The following is an 18,199-nucleotide window of genomic DNA, read 5'->3' on the forward strand; positions in this document are numbered from 1 at the left end:
CACATATGGCTCGCCGGGCCTCTCCGGGGAGGAGACCGGCCGCCCGGCACCTCCTCGGCGGAGAGGCCGGCCGCCTCCCGGGAGGGGAGGGATTCAGCCTTGCCGAATCACCAGTCTGCCACCCTGCCGCTGGGCGACGACCCGGCCGGGGAGGTTGATGGCCCCCTGACCGCGCCATCCGGTGATCAGCCGGTCGACTTCCTCGATGTGCCGGGCGAACAGGGAACCGGCCGGTGCGCCGGCCTCGATGGCGGCGCGGCGCAGGATGCGGCGGCGTACGGCGGGGGGCAGGGCGTACAGCTTGGCGCACTCCAGACGGCCGGCGGCGTCCCTGACGGAGGCCTCGGCCTGGCTGGCCCAGGCGTCGAGGGCGTCGGCGTCGTCGCGGGAGAGCTGGGCGGTGCGGGCGAGGGCCTCGACGACGCCCTTGCCGAGGGCCTTCTCCAGGGCGGGCAGGCCCTCGTGGCGGAGCCGGGACCGGGTGTAGGCGGGGTCGGCGTTGTGCGGGTCGTCCCAGACCGGCAGCGACTGGACCATGCAGGCCTTGCGGGCGGTCTGCCGGTCCAGGTGCAGGAACGGCCGGCGGTAGCGGCCGCCGGCCCCCGAGACCGCGGCCATGCCGGACAGGGAGCGGATGCCGGAGCCGCGGGCGAGGCCGAGCAGGACGGTTTCGGCTTGGTCGTCGCGGGTGTGGCCGAGCAGGACGGCGGCGGCCGCGTGGCGTTCGGCGGCCGCGTCGAGGGCGGCGTAGCGGGCGTCGCGGGCTGCTGCCTCGGGGCCGCCGCCGCGGCCGACGGTCACGGCGACGGACTCGACCGGGTCCAGGCCGAGCTCGCGCATGCGCAGGGCGACCTCGTCGGCGCGCAGGTCGGAGCCGGGCTGCAGGCCGTGGTCGACGGTGATGCCGCCCGCGCGGACGCCCAGCTTGGGGGCCTCGAAGGCGAGGGCGGAGGCGAGGGCCATGGAGTCGGCGCCGCCGGAGCAGGCCACGAGGACGAGGGGCGACGGGGGATGCTCGTGCGGGGCGGGCGGTGCGCCCTGCGGGGCCGGCAGCACGCGCCGCGGGGGCTGCTCGCGCCGCGGGCCGTGCAATGCCTTCGCGGGCCGCGCGAGCGGCGGTCCGGCGTGGGACGAGGCTTGCTCGTCGAGGATGTCGTGGAGGACGCGGCGCACCGCCAGGCGTATCGCCGCGACCGCAGGATGGGGACCCATGTCCGGTTCCCTTCACGGAGTTTTCGGGGGTGAGCCCGAAGTTCGGTCACTCAGAGTATGTAGATGGTGACAGAAACGGGCCGTTCCCCGAGCATTGCACGCCTACCCATCGCTCACGGTCCCTCGGACGGGTGATTGGCGGAGCGTTCGCCTGCCGACGGCCGGATCGGGTTCACGACGTTCGGACGTTCCTCACGACTCGGCCCTGCGGTGCACCCGTGCGATCCAGTCCGCCGGCTTGGCGATCTCCGCCTTCGTCGGAAGGGTGTTCGGGGACGTCCACACGCGGTTGAAGCCGTCCATGCCGACCTCGTCGACGACCGCGCGCACGAAGCGCTCGCCGTCGCGGTACTGGCGCAGCTTGGCGTCCAGGCCGAGGAGCTTGCGCAGGGCCAGGTCGAGGCGGGAGGCGCCCTTGGCGCGGCGCTGCTGGAACTTCTCGCGGATCTCCGCGACGCTGCGTACGACGTCCGGGCCGACGCCGTCCATCACGAAGTCGGCGTGGCCCTCCAGCAGGGACATCACGGCGGTGAGGCGGCCGAGGATCTCCCGCTGGGCCGGGGACTGCACCAACTCGACGAGGGACCGGCCGCCGTCGCCCTCCTCGCCCTCGGGGCGGCCGCCGGCGAGCGACTGGGCGGCCTCCCGGATGCGCTCCAGGAAGGCCATGGGGTCGACGTCCGTCTCCGCCAAGAACGACTGGATTTCGCCCTCGAGGTGGTCGCGCAGCCATGGCACGGCGGTGAACTGCGTGCGGTGCGTCTCCTCGTGCAGGCACACCCAGAGACGGAAGTCGTGGGGCTCGACGTCGAGCTCGCGTTCGACGTGGACGATGTTCGGGGCGACGAGCAGCAGCCGGCCGCCGCCGTTCTCGCCGGCGGGCAGGTCGCGGGCGGAGGGGGCGAAGGTCTCGTACTGGCCGAGGACGCGGGAGGCGAGGAAGGACAGCAGCATCCCGAGTTCGACTCCGGTGACCTTGCCGCCGACGGCGCCGAGGACCGAGCCTCCGGCGCTGCCGCCGCGCCGCTCCTGCATCTTCTCCAGCAGGGGCCTGAGGATCTCGCGGAACCCGGCGACGTTGGCCCGCACCCAGCCGGGGCGGTCGACCACCAGCACCGGGGTGTCGTGGGTCTCGTCGGTGCCCAGACGAGTGAAGCCCCGGACGTGTTCCTCAGAGGCCTTGGCATGTCGGCGCAGCTCCGCGACGACGGCCCGGGCCTCGTCGCGGGTCACCTCGGGGCCCGGCCGAAGGAGCCGGGTCGCGGTCGCGACCGCGAGGTTCCAGTCGATCATCCCGGAAGATGCGGCACCACCGATGCTCGTCATGCGTCAACGGTACGTGAGCGCCGCCGCTTGGGGCAGGCCGCGACGTCCGGCCCCCGGGGGGCGGGGCCGGACCCCGTGGTCAGCGGCAGCCGCAGGACGCCAGTGCGGTCGCGGTGCGGTCCAGGGCGGACTGGGCGGCCGCGGGGGCGGTGGTGTTCTCGGTGAGGAAGGCGAAGGCCAGGAGGCGGCCGTCCCGGTCGACGACGGTGCCCGCGAGGGTGTTGACGCCCGTCAGGGTCCCGGTCTTGGCGCGTACGAGCCCTGCCGCGCCGTCCGCGTAGCGGCCGCTCAGCGTGCCGGTGAAGCCGGCGACCGGGAGGCCAGTGAGGACGGGCCGCAGATCGGGCCGGGCCGGGTCGCCGGCCTTCGTCAGCAGGGCGGTGAGCAGGTCCGCGGTCAGCTTGTCGGCGCGGTTCAGTCCGCTGCCGTCGTGGAAGACGGCGCCCCCGAGGGGGAGGTGGAGCCGGTCGAGTTCGGTGGCGATCGCGGCGGCCCCGCCGTCGAAGTCGGCCCGCCCGCCCGTGGCGAGGGCGGTCTGGCGGGCCAGGGCCTCCGCGATGTCGTTGTCGCTGTTGGTGAGCATGCGCTCGACCACGGCGGACAGCGGCGGCGAGGCGACCGTCGCCAGGGTCTGCGCGCGGGCCGACGCCTTGGAGGGGCCGGGGGCGGTGGTCGCGATGCCGCGGCCGGCCAGCAGGCGGGCGAAGGTGCGGGCCGCGTCCGGCGCCGGCTCCGCCGCGCGGGGCGCGGGGCCGCTGGTGGAGTCGTCGGTGCGCGCCTCGTCGGCCATCAGGGCGCTGACCGGGGCGAGGTTCTCGTTGACGCCGATGGGGTGCAGTTCGGGACCGGCGTACAGGGTCGTGTCGTACGAGAGGGTCACCTTGCTCACGCCGCGCTTCTTCAGCGCCGTCGCCGTCCTGTCGGCGAGGGTGCGCAGGCTCGCCCAGCCGCCGGCGTCCTTGCGGGCGGTGAGCGTGGGGTCGCCGCCGCCGACCAGGACGAGTTCGCCGGTGCCGGGTTCGAGGGCGGTGCGGGTGGTGAGGCGGTGGTCGGCGCCGAGCGCGGACAGGGCGGCGACGGCGGTGGCGATCTTCGTGGTGGAGGCGGGGGTGAGCGCGTCGCCGGAGTTCTCGCCGTAGAGCCGCCCGCCGGTGGCGACGTCGACGACCTCGGCGGTGTGGTGGGTGCCGAGCGCCGGGTCCCGCAGGAGCGGGCCGAGGACGTCGGCGAGGGCCGGTCCGTCGGGGGCCGACTTCACGACGGCGCCGGTGCGGCCGAGGCCCACGAGGACGGCGGCGGCGCTGGGGGCCGGCCGCGGCCCGCCGGACCAGGTGCCGGACGACGTATCGGACGTATCGGAACCGCTGCCGTGATCTGCGCCACCCGCGCGTTCCCGGGCGGCGGCCCAGTCCCGCTCGGCCGTACGCTGACCGGAGGAGTCCCAGGGACCCGCGGCGGTGACCACACCGGCGGCCAGCGCCAGCCCGGCGGTGGCGGCGCCCGCGGTGTACCGCCAGGCCTTCGGCACGGCCAGCCGTGGCCCGACGGCCTGCGTGAGCCGCGCGACCCGTGGTTCCACGGCCCGCGTGACCCGCGTGACCTGCGGTTTCACGGCCCGCGCGGCCCGTACGAGGTGCGGTCGTGCGACCCGCGCGACCCGTGCCAGACGCGGCCTCGCGGCACGCCAGGCCCTCAGCTCCGGCACGACCACCAGCCCCTTTCGCGATCACACACGTGCGTGAGGGACACTTAACCACCAGAACTATGTGTTGATCATGGAGGAGCCACCGGTGGAGTTCGACGTCACGATCGAGATTCCGAAGGGTTCGCGGAACAAGTACGAGGTGGACCACGAGACCGGTCGGATCCGCCTGGACCGTCGACTCTTCACCTCGACCAGCTACCCGGCCGACTACGGCTTCGTCGAGAACACGCTCGGCGAGGACGGCGACCCGCTGGACGCGCTGGTGATCCTGGACGAGCCGACGTTCCCCGGCTGCCTCATCAAGTGCCGCGCGATCGGCATGTTCCGGATGACGGACGAGGCCGGCGGCGACGACAAGCTGCTGTGCGTGCCGGCGTCCGACCCCCGGGTCGAGCACCTGCGGGACATCCACCACGTGTCGGAGTTCGACCGTCTGGAGATCCAGCACTTCTTCGAGGTCTACAAGGACCTGGAGCCCGGCAAGTCCGTCGAGGGCGCCAACTGGGTCGGCCGCACCGAGGCGGAGGCGGAGATCGAGCGTTCCGTCAAGCGCGCCCAGGAGCACGGCGGTCACTGATCCGCGCACTGCCGCCGGGCCGCGTGCCCCCTACGGGGGGTGGCGCGGCCCTTCGGCTTGCCCGTGCGCATACTGAGGCTGACGGAAGGTGTCGTTCAGGGAGCGTTGCCCAGTGACGGATGCGGAGGACCGCAAGCCGCAGTCGGACCAGGCGAGGAGCGTGTTCAGGGCTCCCGGGGTGGCGGCCCCGGTCGTCGAGGGCGAGTCGTCCACGACGTCCGAGTTCGCACTGCCCGAGGGGCTGGCCGCCCCCAGAGCCGGCGGCGGTGAGCCGGAGACCACCTCGGAGTTCGCGCTCCCCAAGGGGCTCGACGTCCCGCAGCCGCCGGCCGCGGAGCCCGAGGGGTCCGCGTTCAGCCCGCCGAGCACCTACAGCGCCCGGCAGCCACCCGCCTTCACCCCGCCGAACGGCATCCCCGTGGTCAGCCTGACCAAGGACGCGCCCTGGCAGGACCGGATGCGCACGATGCTGCGCATGCCGGTGGCGGAGCGCCCGGCGCTGGAGACGGTGCACAAGACGGAGGACGGCGGCCCGGCCGTCCCGCGCGTCCTCGACCTGACCCTGCGTATCGGCGAGCTGCTGCTCGCGGGCGGTGAGGGCGCCGAGGACGTCGAGGCGGCGATGTTCGCGGTCTGCCGGTCCTACGGGCTGGACCGCTGCGAGCCGACCGTCACCTTCACGCTGCTGTCGGTCACCTACCAGCCGTCCCTGGTCGACGACCCCGTGACGGCGTCCCGGACGGTGCGCCGCCGGGGCACGGACTACACGCGCCTGGCGGCCGTGTTCCGGCTCGTCGACGACCTCAGCGACCCGGAGACCCATGTCTCCCTGGAGGAGGCCTACCGGCGGCTCGCCGAGATCCGCCGCAACCGGCACCCCTACCCCGGCTGGGCCCTGACCGGGGCGGCCGGGCTGCTCGCGGCCGCGGCCGCCGTGCTCGTCGGCGGTGGACTGCTCGTCTTCGTCACCGCCGCGATCGGCGCGATGCTCGGAGACCGGCTGGCGTGGCTGTGCGCGGGGCGCGGGCTGCCGGAGTTCTACCAGTTCACGGTGGCCGCGATGCCGCCGGCGGCGCTCGGGGTCGCGATCACGGTGACGCACGTCGACGTGAACGCCTCCGCGGTCATCACCGGTGGGCTGTTCGCCCTGCTGCCGGGACGGGCGCTGGTGGCGGGCGTGCAGGACGGCCTGACGGGCTTCTACATCACCGCCTCCGCGCGCCTGCTGGAGGTCATGTACTTCTTCGTCGGCATCGTCACCGGCGTGCTGGTGGTCCTGTACTTCGGTGTGAAGGTGGGCGCCCAGCTGAACCCCGACACGGCGGTGGGCATCAGCGAGCGGCCGGTGCTGCAGATCGTCGCGTCGATGCTGCTGTCGCTGACCTTCGCGGTGCTGCTCCAGCAGGAGCGGTCCACCGTGCTCCTGGTGACGCTCAACGGCGGTGTCGCGTGGTCGGTGTACGGCGCGATGCACTACGTCGGCGACCTGTCGCCGGTGGCCTCGACCGCGGTCGCGGCGGGCCTGGTCGGGCTGTTCGGGCAGCTGCTGTCCCGGTACCGGTTCGCCTCGGCGCTGCCCTACACGACCGCGGCCATCGGTCCGCTGCTGCCCGGTTCGGCGACGTACTTCGGCCTGCTGTCCATCGCCCAGAACAACGTCGACAAGGGGCTGGTGTCCCTGGCCAAGGCGGTGTCCCTGGCCATGGCGATCGCGATCGGTGTGAACCTCGGGTCGGAGATCTCGCGGCTGTTCCTCAGGCTGCCGGGCGGCGTCGCCGCGGGGCGGCGGGCGGCCAAGCGCACGCGAGGCTTCTGAGACCCCTGGGGCCCTGCGGGTCCCAGGGGTCTCGGCGGCCCGGAGAAGACGGCCTCAGGGGTTGCGGTAGTAGCCCTGGTCGTACGGGTACTGCCGCTGGTCGTGGCCCGGGTCCTGGTCCTGCCGCGGGTCGTGGCCCGGGGCCTGGCGCCGGCTCTGATCCTGCCCATGGGCGCCCGGCCGGCCGTCGTACGGCTGCTGGGGGTACCGCTGGTCCGGGTACTGCTGGTGCGAGGGGTACTGCGGCTGCTGGTGCTGGGGGTGGTGCGGCTGCTGGTGCTGCTCCTGCTGCCCGCCGTCGTAGTACCTCTGGTCGTAGGCGCCGTAGTGCTGCGGCTCTTGGGGGTACTGCTGGGGCTGGTGCTGCTGGGGGCCGCCGTAGCCGTGCTGGGGGCCCTGGTCCTGGTAGGACGGCTCGACGCGGCGCAGCCGGGTCGTCGCGTCGTCCATGACCGGCTGTCCGGCCGGCTGCTGCCGGTACGGGGCGGCCGGCTCCTGCGGGGTCTTCTTCCCCTGCGAGCGGGCGCGCAGGAACTCGATGGCGATCGGGACCACCGAGACCAGGACGATCAGGATGAGGATCGCCTCGATGTTCTGCTTGACGAAGGCGATGTTGCCCAGCCAGGAGCCGAGCAGGGTGACGCCCGCGCCCCACAGGACGCCGCCGATGACGTTGAAGACGAGGAACGAGCGGTACCTCATGCCGCTGACGCCCGCGACGATCGGCGTGAAGGTGCGCACGATCGGCACGAAACGGGCCAGGACCAGGGACTTCGGACCGTACTTCTCGAAGAACTCGTGCGCCTTGGTGACGTTCTCCTGCTTGAAGAGGCGGGAGTCCGGGCGGTTGAAGAGGGACGGGCCCACCTTCTTGCCGAACATGTAGCCCGCCTGGTCGCCGAGGATCGCGGCGACGCAGATGAGGGCGATCGCGCCCCACAGGGGGAAGTCCATCTGGTGCGAGGTGATCAGCAGACCGCAGGTGAACAGCAGGGAGTCGCCCGGCAGGAAGAAGCCGATGAGCAGCCCGGACTCGGCGAAGACGATGAGGAGCAGGCCCCAGATGCCGAACGTGTCGAGGAGGTGGTTCGGATCGAGCCAGCTCGGGCCGAGGGCAAGCGTCATCACGGTTCCGGGCTCCTGAGGGGGTGGGAGGTACGGCGTCGGGGGTGCGGGCGCACAAAGCTATCAACGCCTGGTGTACGGCACGCGTTCCACATGTGCCGACCAGGATGCACGGCGGCCCGCCCTGACCCAAGCTGAGAACCATGGGACTCGAGGATTACGGCGGCGGCCAGGGCCCCCACCCACAAGTGCTGGTCGTGACCACGAACGACGTGCCCGGCTTCCGTGTGCAGCAGGTCATCGGCGAGGTCTTCGGCCTGACCGTGCGGTCCCGGCACCTGGGCAGCCAGATCGGCGCGGGTCTGAAGTCGATGATCGGCGGTGAGCTCAGGGGGCTCACCAAGACGCTGGTGGAGACCCGCAACCAGGCCATGGAGCGGCTCGTGGAGCAGGCACGCGCGCGGGGCGCCGACGCGGTGCTGGCGTTCCGCTTCGACGTGAGCGAGGCGGCGGACGTGGGCACCGAGGTCTGCGCGTACGGCACGGCGGTGGTCCTGGCCCGGGAGTGACCCGCACGGGGCTCCCGGGCCGAGGGCCTGAACGCGGTTCCGGGCCGGACGCCGGGCCCGCGCGGTCCCGGGCCGGCGTCCCCGGCTCCGGGTCAGGAGCCGTGCCGGTCCGCGTTGGCGAGGATCGCCCCCTTGAGGTGCTCGGCGAGACCGGGACGGATCGCGTCGTAGTACGCCTTGAAGCGCTCGTCGGCGACGTACATCCCGGCGAGGCACCGGTGCATGCCGTACGGGCACTCGTAGAACCAGCGGGAGATGTGCCGCCGGTGCTCCTCGGCCAGGTCCATGGCCGCCTCGCCGGTGGGCGGCCCGCCGGCGGACACCACGTCCGCGTAGCGCGCGTTCCAGGCGTCGGACTCGGCCCGCATCCGCTGCCAGTCGTCCTTGGAGTAGCGGGCGGCCCGGCGCCGCGACTCGGCGTACGCCTCCGTGCCGCCCCAGCGCCGCTCCGTCTCCTCGGCGTACCGCTCGGGGTCGTGGTCCCCGAAGACCTCGAACCGCTCCTCGGGCGTGAGGTTGATGCCCATTCTGCGTGCCTCCATGGCGTGTTCCACGGCCGCCGCCATCTTCTGCAGTCTCTCGATCCCGGCGATCAGCACCTCGTGCCGGCGGCGCAGCTGCGCGCGCGGGTCCACGGCCGGGTCGTCGAGCAGGGCGGCGACCTCCTCGAGCGGGAAGCCGAGCTCCCGGTAGAACAGGATCCGCTGCAGCCGGTCGAGGTCGGCGTCGGTGTAGCGCCGGTGCCCCGCGTGACTGCGCTCGCCGGGGACCAGCAGGCCGATGCCGTCGTAGTGGTGCAGGGTGCGCACCGTCACCCCGGCGAAGCCGGCGACCTGTCCCACGGAGTAGCTCACTTCCGCTCCCTTCTCGTTCCGCCGTCCACGCTGCGCCCTCACGCGGCGTGAGGTGCAAGTCCGTTCGGCCTCCGGGACACGATTCCCTCCGGATGTTGGGTGGCATTTGCCCGTTTATCGTGAGCGCGTGGCCCAGGACACCGCTCAGCAGGCCGCCGGCACCCCGGCGGCTCCTGCACGCGTCCTGCTGACCATGCTCGTTCCCGCCTTCGTCGTCGGGGTCGCCGCGAGTCTGCTGTTCCTCCTGGTGAGCGGAGTGGCGGAGCGGCTGCAGCGGGTGCTGTGGGGGAACCTGCCCGGGGCGCTCGGGGTCGGGCCGTACTCGGTGGCCTGGATGCTCATCATGCTCACCGCGACGGGCGTGGCGGTGGGGCTGGTGGTGTGGAAGGTGCCGGGCCACGCGGGTCCCGACCCGGCGACCCTGGGCCTCACGGCCGCCCCGATGGCGCCGCGTGTCCTCCCCGGTCTGCTGCTGGCGGCCGTGCTGATGCTGGCGGGCGGTCCCAGTCTCGGCCCCGAGAACCCGATCATCGCGGTCAACGTGGGGCTCGCGTTCTGGGCCGGGCGCAGGCTGCTGCCCCGGGTGCCGGGCGCCGCGTGGGCCGCGCTGGCGGAGGCGGCCACGATCGGCGCCCTGTTCGGCACACCGGTGGCGGCCGCGCTGGTGATCTCCGAGGCGCTGGCCGGACGGCCGGTGAAGGGGGCGCTGTGGGACAACGTCTTCGCGCCGCTGGCGGCCGCGGCCGTGGGCTCCATGACCGCCACCCTGGTGGCCCATCCGAGCCTCGACCTGCATCTGCCCGAGTTCGGCGAGCCCGCCTGGAAGGACCTGCTGTCCGTGCTGGTGGTCGCACCCCTGGCGGCCGTGCTCGGCATGTGCGCCGTGTACGTCTTCCCCTACGTCCACCGGGCCTTCGGGCGACTCGGGCACCCGATGCTGGCCCTGCCGGTCGGCGGGCTGGTCCTGGGCCTGCTGGGGGCGCTCGGCGGTCCGCTCACCCTCTTCAAGGGGCTGTCGGAGGTGGCGGAGCTGGCGCGCAACCCCGACGGCTGGACGGCGGGCCGGTTCGCCGTCATGGCGGTGGTCAAGCTGGCGGCGCTGGTCGTCGCCGCGTCCTGCGGCTTCCGCGGCGGCCGGATCTTCCCGGCCATCTTCGTCGGTACGGCGTTCGGCCTGTGCGCCCACGCCCTGGTGCCCGCGGTGCATCCGGCGCCGGGCGTGGCGTCCGCCGTTCTGGGCATCCTCCTGGCCACCACCCGGCAGGGCTGGCTCAGCCTGTTCACGGCCGCGGTCCTCGTGGCCTCGCCGATGATCCTGACTCTGCTCTGCGTCGCCTCGCTGCCGGCCTGGCTGCTGGTGACCGGGCGGCCGAAGATGCAGCTGAAGGGGGACGGTACGGCGATCTCGTGACCCCCCTCGCCCGGAGCCCGCCGCTCTGGGCCCCTGCTCTCCCGCCCCCTCGACCCCTGCACCCCAGCCCTCCAGGAGGACCGTCCATGCCGCTCCACCACGGCCATCGCAAGCGCGACGAGCGCCCCGTGTCCGTCAACCCCTTCTACGGCGAGGCGAACCCGGTCGGCGACATGACCGAGGCCCCGTCCAAACACCGGCTGCCGGACGCCCCGATGGCGCCCACGACGGCACATCAGCTCGTGCACGACGAGCTGATGCTGGACGGCAACTCCCGCCTGAACCTGGCCACCTTCGTCACCACCTGGATGGAGCCGCAGGCCGGGGAGCTGATGGCGGAGTGCCGCGACAAGAACATGATCGACAAGGACGAGTACCCGCGCACGGCCGAGCTGGAGCGGCGCTGCGTGGCCATGCTCGCCCATCTGTGGAACGCGCCGGACCCGGAGGCGGCCGTGGGCTGTTCGACGACCGGGTCGAGCGAGGCGTGCATGCTCGCCGGGATGGCGCTCAAGCGGCGCTGGGCGCGGCGCAACGCCGACCGGTACCCGGGCAGGGACGCCCGCCCGAACCTCGTCATGGGCGTCAACGTGCAGGTCTGCTGGGAGAAGTTCTGCGCCTTCTGGGAGGTGGAGGCCCGTCAGGTCCCCATGGAGGGCGACCGGTTCCACCTCGATCCGCAGGCCGCCGCCGACCTGTGCGACGAGAACACCATCGGCGTCGTCGGCATCCTCGGCTCCACCTTCGACGGCTCCTACGAGCCGATCGCGGACCTGTGCGCCGCCCTGGACGCCCTGCAGGAGCGCACCGGCCTCGACATCCCGGTGCACGTCGACGGCGCCTCGGGCGCGATGATCGCGCCCTTCCTCGACGAGGACCTGGAGTGGGACTTCCGCCTCCCGCGCGTGGCCTCGATCAACACGTCGGGGCACAAGTACGGGCTGGTCTACCCGGGTGTCGGCTGGGCGCTGTGGCGCGACAAGGAGGCGCTGCCCGAGGAGTTGGTCTTCCGGGTCAACTACCTGGGCGGCGACATGCCGACCTTCGCGCTCAACTTCTCCCGGCCGGGCGCGCAGGTCGTCGCGCAGTACTACACGTTCCTGCGGCTGGGCCGCGAGGGCTTCCGGCTGGTGCAGCAGTCCACCCGGAACGTGGCGCGCGGACTCGCCGAACGCATCGAGGCACTCGGCGACTTCGAGCTGCTCACCAGGGGCGACCAGTTGCCGGTGTTCGCGTTCACGACCGCCCCCGACGTCGAGGCGTACGACGTCTTCGACGTCTCCCGGCGGTTGCGGGAGAGCGGCTGGCTGGTGCCGGCGTACACCTTCCCCGCGAACCGGGAGGACCTCTCGGTGCTGCGGGTGGTGTGCCGCAACGGCTTCTCCGTGGACCTCGCGGACCTGTTCCTGGACGACCTGAACCGGCTGCTTCCGGAGCTGCGCCGGCAGCCGCACCCGATGACCCGGGACCGCCAGGCGGCGACCGGCTTCCACCACTGACCGCCGCCGACTCCGCCGACCGCGACCGCCGCTGGTCTCCACCGGCCGCGACCGGCCACCGAGGACTGTCACCGAGCGCCGCGGCGGGCCGCCGGGCGGGGCGGGCGCGGCTGCCGTGTCCGCCCCCGCCCGGTCAGTCCCAGGGCGTGCCCCGTTCCAGCGCCACCAGCTCGAAGGCCGTCTTCCCGTCCAGCGACTCGCGGACGATGTCGGCGTGGCCGGCGTGCCGGGCGGTCTCGCGGATGAGGTGCAGGCACAGCCACCGCATGGAGACGCGCTCGTCCGGCGGGAACCAGGGCTGGTCCGGGAGCGGGAAGGTGTCGTCGAGGCTCGGCACCGAGCGGATGAAGGCCTCCGTCTCGGCCGCGACCTTCTCCCAGTACGCGAGCTGCGACGCCAGGGTCTCGTCGCCGACCAGCCGGAAGCACTCGTGCCAGTTCGCCTGGTTCCGCTCCACGGCCGGCGGCTCCTGGCGGGCGCGCGCCAGCCAGGCCTGCTCGACCTCGGCGCAGTGCTTGACCAGCCCGGCCAGGGTCAGTTCACTCGCGCTGGGGCGGGACCGGGCCTGCTCCTCGGTCAGCCCGAGCACCGCCCGGCGGACGCCGCCGCGCTGTTCCGCGAGGAACGCCAGCAGCGCCCCGCGCTCGTCTCCGTGTGCCTCGGCTCGCACGTGCGTGACCATGACCGGCCGCCCTTCGTCGGGGTCGTCTTTCCTGACACCGACGAAGCTACGGGCCCTTGCGGTCAGATCCTGTCCGCAAGGGCCCGTCGACCGGAGAAAAAAACCGGGAGGTCTAGAACGGGAAGCCGCTCCGGCCGTGCTGCACCGAGATCCACTTGACCGTGGTGAAGGCTTCCAGGGTCGTCTCGCCGTTCAGGCGGCCGAGGCCGGAGTGCTTCTCCCCGCCGAAGGGGACGAGCGGCTCGTCGTGGACGGTGCCGTCGTTCACATGGAACATGCCGGTGTCGATCTGCTGGGCGAAGCGCACGCCGCGCTCGATGTCACCGGTGTGGACGGCGCCGCTGAGGCCGTACGGGGTGTCGTTGACGATCCGGACCGCCTCCTCCTCGCCGTCGAAGGGGAGGACGAAGGCGACCGGACCGAAGATCTCCTGCTGGAGCAGGGCCGAGCCGGCGGGGACGTCGGTCAGCACGGTCGGCGCGACCAGGTTGTCGCTGGCGGTGCCGCGCACCAGGGCCGTGGCGCCCTCGGCGATCGCCTGCTCGACGGCGCCGCACACCGCGTCCGCCTGCGAGGAGTTGATCAGCGGGCCGATGACCGTCTCGGGGTCGCGGGGGTCGCCGACCTTGAGGGACCCGACCTTGGCGACGAACTTCTCGGTGAACTCGTCGGCCACCGAGCGGTCCACCAGCACCCGGTTCGCGGCCATGCAGACCTGTCCCTGGTGCACGAAGCGGCTGAAGACGGCCGCGTCGACCGCGTAGTCGACGTCCGCGTCGTCGAGCACCACCAGCGCGCTGTTGCCGCCCAGTTCGAGCACCGAGCGCTTGAAGTGGGAGGCGCAGACGGTGGCGACGTGCCGGCCGACGGCATCGGAGCCGGTGAAGGAGATGACCTTGGGGATCGGGTGCTCGATGAAGGCGTCGCCGATCTCGGCGATGTCCGTGATCACGACGTTCAGCAGGCCGCCCGGGAGACCCGCGTCCTCGAAGATCTTCGCGAGGAGCGAGCCGCCGGTGATCGGCGTGTTCTGGTGCGGCTTGAGCACCACCGCGTTGCCGAGGGCGAGGGCCGGTGCGACGGACTTGATCGACAGCAGGAAGGGGAAGTTGAAGGGGCTGATCACACCGACGACGCCGACCGGGACGCGGTAGACGCGGTTCTCCTTGCCGTCGATCGGCGAGGGGATGATCCTGCCCTCGGGGCGCAGCGCCAGGTGGATCGACTCGCGCAGGAACTCCTTGGCCAGGTGCAGTTCGAAGCCGGCCTTCAGGCGGGTGCCGCCGAGCTCCGCGGTGATCACCTCGGCGATCTCCTGCTCGCGCTCCTCGATCAGGCGCAGCGCCTTCTCGAAGACCGCGCGGCGGCTGTAGGCGTTGGTCGCCGCCCACTCCTTCTGCGCGCGGGCGGCCGCCCGGTAGGCCTGATCGACCTCGTCGACCGTGGCTATCGTGATCGAGGCGAGCTTCTCGTCGTCGTACGGGTTGAAGTCGATGATGTCCCAGGAGCCGGTGCCCGGGCGCCACTCACCGTCGATGTACTGCTGTGCCAGGTCGGTGAAGTAGGACGACATGTGATCCCTTTCCCCCTGCTGCCGAGGCGGTCGAAGCAGTCGGAGCCCGATCAACTCCCGATCACTTCACGTTCAGATCCGTCTGATCACGCGTCATCGTACTGTCGTCGCACACCAGTTGGGCCGTCGCTTCCGCGTTCCGGGGTAATCCCCGGGGCGGGATCCGGGAGCGGGTCCGTGACCTGGGCCGGGTCCGTGACCTGGGTCAGGACAGGGCCAGCAGCCCGCGCAGCAGGTCGCGGCTCTGGTCCGGACCCGGGCTGTCCTGCTGCAGTTCCTTGAGCGCCTTCTCGTACTGGGCGACGTCCTCGCGCTTGTCCAGATAGAGGGCGCTGGTGAGCTGCTCCAGGTAGACCACGTCCGACAGGTCCGACTCCGGGAAGCTCAGCAGCGTGAAGGCGCCGGACTCGCCGGAGTGCCCGCCGAAGCCGAACGGCATGACCTGGAGCCGCACGTTGGGCCGCTCGGAGACCTCGATCAGGTGCTGGAACTGGCCGCGCATCACTTCACGGTCGCCGTACGGCCGGCGCAGGGCGGCCTCGTCCAGGACGATGTGCAGTTCCGGGGCGTTCTCGGAGACGAGGTACTTCTGCCGCTCCAGGCGCAGCGCCACCCGCCGCTCGACGTCGGCCTCGCTCGCGCCCTGCATACCGCGCCGCACCACCGCGCGGGCGTACGCCTCGGTCTGCAGCAGGCCGTGCACGAACTGCACCTCGTAGACCCGGATCAGCGACGCCGCGCCCTCCAGGCCCACATAGGTGGGGAACCAGCTGGGCAGGACGTCGGAGTAACTGTGCCACCAGCCGGCGACGTTGGCCTCTTTGGCGAGGGAGAGGAGCGAGGTGCGCTCCACCTCGTCCGTGATGCCGTACAGCGTCAGCAGGTCTTCGACGTCTCTCGTCTTGAAGCTCACCCGGCCCAGCTCCATGCGGCTGATCTTCGATTCCGAGGCGCGGATCGAGTAGCCCGCCGCCTCCCGCGTGATCCCCCGGGCCTCACGCAGTCGCCTGAGTTGCGAGCCGAGCAGCATGCGCCGCACCACCGATCCGGGCTCTCCCGCGCTCACGTTCGTCAGCCTCCCCAACCCCGTCCTCAAGGGCCGCAGTCTGCCACTAAATCACTTCGAGCAGTACTCGCGCGATTACACAAACGGAAAGGGATCGAAGAAAGTGCGCAGCCGACGGCACGAAGGGGCCACGGCGAGGGCGGGAAGAGGGCGGAAAAAATGGCCTGCAAGTGGCACGGGAGCGTCCAATTCGGTCACGTGCACGTGCATCTGCCCTTGCATCTGCTGTACGCATCCGAAACCATGGTCCCGCGCCACCGCTGCATCGCAACGACCGCGAATTCCCGGGAGTGCCTCGCATGGGGACGAATGGATCGACCATGCTCGAGCCGTTACGGCAGGGCCTTCCGCCGCTCGACCCCGCGGCCGTGTCCAACGCCGCCTCCTGCGTCCTGCCCGCCCGCTACGAAGCGGTGCGCGAGGCCCGGCAGTTCACCCGCAGAACACTGGACCAGTGGAACACGGGCGACCGCTTCGACGACGTCTGTCTGGTGGTCTCCGAACTGGTCACCAACGCCCTGCGGCACGCGTTGCCGGCGTCCGCACCACGGACCGGCGAGCAGGGTCCGCCCGTGCGCCTGCACCTGATGCGCTGGACCGAGCGGCTGGTGTGCGCCGTACGCGATCCCAGCCGGGACAGCCCGGTCGCCCGGGACCCGGACGACTGCTCGGCGGAGTCGGGCCGCGGCCTGTTCCTCGTCGACTCCTTCAGCGACAGCTGGGGATGGCAGCCGCTCTCCGGCACGCTGAACGGCAAGGTGGTCTGGGCGCTGTTCCGGCTCCAGCCGGCCGAATGACGAACCGCGGCGTCGAACGACGCCGCGTTTCTACGCGCGTCACCAAGCGGTACGCGCCGATTGCCCCGAGTCGTCCCCGGTTCGATGCGGGCATCAGCCCACGATCAGGTGGTCGAACTCGCCGTCCTTGATGCCGAGCAGCATCGCCTCGATCTCCGCGCGCGTGTAGACGAGCGCGGGCCCTTCGGGGAACCGCGAGTTGCGCACGGCCACCTCTCCCCCCGGCAGGCGCGCGAACTCCACGCAGGATCCCTGCGAATTGCTGTGCCGGCTCTTCTGCCAGGCCACCCCGCTCAGCTGCGTGGCCGCCATGCCGTTGTGCACGTCGTATCCCCCGTGCACGCCCTCAACGTCGTGGTCCACAGGTCGCTCCCCGGTGGTGCACTGGCTGGTGTGGCCATTGATGCATCGGTCAACTGACCCGGATCATAGCTGTGTTCACGTGCGGATGCATGAGCAGATGCACGTGCACGCGCAGTGGTGCGGCCGTTACAGTTTTGACGCTCGCTTTGCTCGAACTGTTGCTGCGTCTGCCCAGGAACCCGCAGTACATGCGAGCGCCGCCCCCCGTCCATGATCGGCCGCGCCACCCTCGGCGCGGGGCCGTCCGGATCCGATCGGTCGTGCAGTCGTGCTCCAGTAGGAGACGCTCGCCGTGGCCTTTCTGTTCCAGCGTCCCTGGGCGGGTCCGGGAGACGGGGCGCAGAGGCGAGGTGAACGAGGGCCCACGGACCCGCCGGGCAAGGCCGTGCCTGGTAGCTTGCTGCGGTCGTTTCGGCCCACGCTTGGGAGCTTCCAGTGACTTCGCCGACCCGCTCAGCTGTCTCCCGCACCGCCTCGCGCCGCCGGACGCGGATCGCCGCCGCAGCCGTCACCCTGGCCGGCGCGCTCGCCCTGACCGCCTGCGGCAGCGGCGGCGATGCCAAGGACGACGCCTCGTCCACCGCCGACGCCTCCCCGACCGCCACCGCCACCGCGGGCAGCGGCGGCGGCACGGGCGGCTCGACGGGCAAGGACGCCGGGCTGGAGGGAAGTTGGCTCGCCACCACCGGGGGCAAGGCCGTCGCGCTGGTGATCACCGGCGCCAAGGCGGGGCTGTTCACCACCGGCGGGTCCGTGTGCAGCGGGACGGCCGGCGAGGAGTCCGGAATGCAGATGATCCATCTGAAGTGCGCGGACGGTGGCAGGGACCGCGCCACGGGCATGGTGGATTCGGTCAACAAGGGCACCCTCGAAATCACCTGGGAGGGTGGTCTCGGCAAGGAGACGTACACCCGTTCCGAAGGCGGGACGCTCCCGCCCGGCCTGCCCACGGCGAGCCTCGGCTCCTGACGTTCACCGAGGTCGGCGGGGTGCGGTCGGCCCCGGCACTCGCACCGGCGCCGTCCGGGCCGCGCGGAGCCGGGGTCCGGCGGCCGAATGCGGCCACGCGCGGCGCGCTCGTGCGCGATGATCCTGGGGCATCGTCACGGACCCCAAGGAACCACCTCATGCGCGCGATTCCGATCACTGTCACCGCCCTCGCCGCGGCCCTCCTCCTCACCGCCTGCGGCAGTGGCGGCAGCGGAGGCGGCGAGGACACCGGGAGCAAGAACACCGACGGCACGGCCTGCCGGATCGGCGACCTGGGGGTGCAGGTCGGCCCCGCCAACACCGCGCCCGCGGCGGGCGACTCCGGCGACGTCCCGGTGACCCTCTCCAACCACGGCGCCCAGTGCACCCTGCAGGGCTTCCCCGGCGTCGAGCTGACCGCCGGGAGCACCTCGGCGACCGTGCCCGCGGACAAGGCCGGAGCCCCGCAGAAGCTGACCCTCGCCAAGGACGCCACGGCGACCTTCACCCTCACCTATGTGCGGGGCAAGGAAGGCGACCCGGCCGGCCTGGCGGCGAAGACGCTGAAGCTCACCCTGCCCGGAGCCTCCGCCGGCAAGAGCTTCCCCTGGTCCTACGGGCCGGTCCAGGGCAAGAAGAACGCGACCGACCCGAACGCCACGGTGACCGCCTTCACCCAGGCCGGGGACTGAGGGGGCGGGCCGGGCGGCCCCGG

At 72.2% G+C, this 18,199-nt stretch carries 17 protein-coding genes; 8 read left to right on the forward strand and 9 right to left on the reverse strand.

The genetic code is table 11. The features are described 5' to 3' along the window. Positions 1-93: 93 nt before the first annotated feature. The 3 genes from tilS to dacB form a co-directional block, all read right to left on the reverse strand. Positions 94-1,212: a tRNA lysidine(34) synthetase TilS gene (gene tilS / locus ACIPM1_RS11010; protein WP_402432021.1), complete on the reverse strand. Its 1,119-nt coding sequence runs from the start codon at positions 1,210-1,212 to the stop codon at positions 94-96. Between the two features lie 192 nt (positions 1,213-1,404). Beyond that, the gene (locus ACIPM1_RS11015) at positions 1,405-2,538 is read right to left on the reverse strand and encodes a zinc-dependent metalloprotease (protein WP_402432024.1); all 1,134 of its coding nucleotides are present in this window, start codon (positions 2,536-2,538) and stop codon (positions 1,405-1,407) included. A 79-nt stretch (positions 2,539-2,617) separates the two neighbouring features. Then, positions 2,618-4,249, reverse strand: a complete 1,632-nt coding sequence (gene dacB, locus ACIPM1_RS11020; RefSeq protein WP_402432027.1) for a D-alanyl-D-alanine carboxypeptidase/D-alanyl-D-alanine-endopeptidase — start codon at positions 4,247-4,249, stop codon at positions 2,618-2,620. Positions 4,250-4,328: 79 nt separating this feature from the next. Between dacB and ACIPM1_RS11025 the strand changes: the two genes are divergently transcribed. Beyond that, the gene (locus ACIPM1_RS11025) at positions 4,329-4,820 is read left to right on the forward strand and encodes an inorganic diphosphatase (RefSeq protein WP_402432923.1); all 492 of its coding nucleotides are present in this window, start codon (positions 4,329-4,331) and stop codon (positions 4,818-4,820) included. A gap of 112 nt (positions 4,821-4,932) precedes the next feature. Beyond that, entirely contained in the window at positions 4,933-6,636 is a 1,704-nt protein-coding gene (locus tag ACIPM1_RS11030; RefSeq protein ID WP_402432030.1) for a threonine/serine exporter ThrE family protein, read from the forward strand. 54 nt (positions 6,637-6,690) lie between these two features. On the opposite strand, the gene ACIPM1_RS11035 is transcribed toward ACIPM1_RS11030, so the two are convergent. Beyond that, positions 6,691-7,764, reverse strand: coding sequence for a DedA family protein (locus ACIPM1_RS11035; protein ID WP_402432033.1), 1,074 nt, complete (start codon positions 7,762-7,764; stop codon positions 6,691-6,693). Between the two features lie 140 nt (positions 7,765-7,904). Between ACIPM1_RS11035 and ACIPM1_RS11040 the strand changes: the two genes are divergently transcribed. Next, on the forward strand, positions 7,905-8,270 hold the full coding sequence (locus ACIPM1_RS11040; protein ID WP_402432036.1) for a YbjQ family protein: 366 nt from the start codon (positions 7,905-7,907) through the stop codon (positions 8,268-8,270). Between the two features lie 92 nt (positions 8,271-8,362). On the opposite strand, the gene ACIPM1_RS11045 is transcribed toward ACIPM1_RS11040, so the two are convergent. Further along, entirely contained in the window at positions 8,363-9,124 is a 762-nt protein-coding gene (locus ACIPM1_RS11045) for a MerR family transcriptional regulator (protein WP_402432039.1), read from the reverse strand. Positions 9,125-9,251: 127 nt separating this feature from the next. Here ACIPM1_RS11045 and ACIPM1_RS11050 point away from each other — a divergent pair, with 127 nt between their 5' ends. Both ACIPM1_RS11050 and ACIPM1_RS11055 read left to right on the forward strand, forming a co-directional pair. After that, entirely contained in the window at positions 9,252-10,535 is a 1,284-nt protein-coding gene (locus ACIPM1_RS11050) for an ion channel protein (RefSeq protein WP_402432042.1), read from the forward strand. A gap of 86 nt (positions 10,536-10,621) precedes the next feature. Then, positions 10,622-12,034: a glutamate decarboxylase gene (locus ACIPM1_RS11055; RefSeq protein WP_402432045.1), complete on the forward strand. Its 1,413-nt coding sequence runs from the start codon at positions 10,622-10,624 to the stop codon at positions 12,032-12,034. A 133-nt stretch (positions 12,035-12,167) separates the two neighbouring features. Here ACIPM1_RS11055 and ACIPM1_RS11060 read toward each other — a convergent pair whose 3' ends face one another. From ACIPM1_RS11060 to ACIPM1_RS11070, 3 genes are all read right to left on the reverse strand, one after another. Beyond that, positions 12,168-12,716 (reverse strand): DinB family protein, encoded by a 549-nt coding sequence (locus ACIPM1_RS11060; RefSeq protein WP_402432048.1) that lies wholly within the window; start codon positions 12,714-12,716, stop codon positions 12,168-12,170. A gap of 112 nt (positions 12,717-12,828) precedes the next feature. Beyond that, the gene (locus ACIPM1_RS11065) at positions 12,829-14,289 is read right to left on the reverse strand and encodes an aldehyde dehydrogenase family protein (protein WP_402432051.1); all 1,461 of its coding nucleotides are present in this window, start codon (positions 14,287-14,289) and stop codon (positions 12,829-12,831) included. A gap of 205 nt (positions 14,290-14,494) precedes the next feature. Next, the gene (locus ACIPM1_RS11070; RefSeq protein ID WP_402432926.1) at positions 14,495-15,319 is read right to left on the reverse strand and encodes a helix-turn-helix domain-containing protein; all 825 of its coding nucleotides are present in this window, start codon (positions 15,317-15,319) and stop codon (positions 14,495-14,497) included. A gap of 335 nt (positions 15,320-15,654) precedes the next feature. Between ACIPM1_RS11070 and ACIPM1_RS11075 the strand changes: the two genes are divergently transcribed. Beyond that, complete coding sequence (locus tag ACIPM1_RS11075; RefSeq protein ID WP_402432054.1) at positions 15,655-16,152, forward strand: ATP-binding protein; 498 nt, start codon at positions 15,655-15,657, stop codon at positions 16,150-16,152. A gap of 93 nt (positions 16,153-16,245) precedes the next feature. Here the strand turns inward: ACIPM1_RS11075 and ACIPM1_RS11080 are convergent, their stop codons facing one another. Then, positions 16,246-16,515, reverse strand: coding sequence for a DUF397 domain-containing protein (locus tag ACIPM1_RS11080; RefSeq protein WP_356190784.1), 270 nt, complete (start codon positions 16,513-16,515; stop codon positions 16,246-16,248). Positions 16,516-16,950: 435 nt separating this feature from the next. On the opposite strand from ACIPM1_RS11080, the gene ACIPM1_RS11085 reads away from it, so the two are divergent. Together ACIPM1_RS11085 and ACIPM1_RS11090 are read left to right on the forward strand one after the other, a co-directional pair. Further along, positions 16,951-17,484 carry a hypothetical protein gene (locus ACIPM1_RS11085; RefSeq protein ID WP_402432058.1) on the forward strand — a complete coding sequence of 178 codons (534 nt, stop codon included), beginning with the start codon at positions 16,951-16,953 and terminating at the stop codon, positions 17,482-17,484. 158 nt (positions 17,485-17,642) lie between these two features. Further along, positions 17,643-18,176, forward strand: coding sequence for a DUF4232 domain-containing protein (locus ACIPM1_RS11090; RefSeq protein ID WP_402432061.1), 534 nt, complete (start codon positions 17,643-17,645; stop codon positions 18,174-18,176). Positions 18,177-18,199 lie beyond the last annotated feature (23 nt).

The sequence above is a fragment of the Streptomyces sp. NPDC086766 genome (assembly GCF_044746005.1).
Lineage (GTDB): Bacteria > Actinomycetota > Actinomycetes > Streptomycetales > Streptomycetaceae > Streptomyces.

Excerpts from the sequence above, each read along its gene's own strand:
- tilS (WP_402432021.1), bottom strand. The coding sequence starts at position 1,212 with ATGGGTCCCCATCCTGCGGTCGCGGCGATACGCCTGGCGGTGCGCCGC.
- ACIPM1_RS11015 (WP_402432024.1), bottom strand. The coding sequence starts at position 2,538 with ATGACGAGCATCGGTGGTGCCGCATCTTCCGGGATGATCGACTGGAAC.
- ACIPM1_RS11040 (WP_402432036.1), top strand. The coding sequence starts at position 7,905 with ATGGGACTCGAGGATTACGGCGGCGGCCAGGGCCCCCACCCACAAGTG.
- ACIPM1_RS11055 (WP_402432045.1), top strand. The coding sequence starts at position 10,622 with ATGCCGCTCCACCACGGCCATCGCAAGCGCGACGAGCGCCCCGTGTCC.
- ACIPM1_RS11060 (WP_402432048.1), bottom strand. The coding sequence starts at position 12,716 with ATGGTCACGCACGTGCGAGCCGAGGCACACGGAGACGAGCGCGGGGCG.
- ACIPM1_RS11065 (WP_402432051.1), bottom strand. The coding sequence starts at position 14,289 with ATGTCGTCCTACTTCACCGACCTGGCACAGCAGTACATCGACGGTGAG.
- ACIPM1_RS11070 (WP_402432926.1), bottom strand. The coding sequence starts at position 15,319 with ATGCTGCTCGGCTCGCAACTCAGGCGACTGCGTGAGGCCCGGGGGATC.
- ACIPM1_RS11075 (WP_402432054.1), top strand. The coding sequence starts at position 15,655 with ATGGGGACGAATGGATCGACCATGCTCGAGCCGTTACGGCAGGGCCTT.
- ACIPM1_RS11090 (WP_402432061.1), top strand. The coding sequence starts at position 17,643 with ATGCGCGCGATTCCGATCACTGTCACCGCCCTCGCCGCGGCCCTCCTC.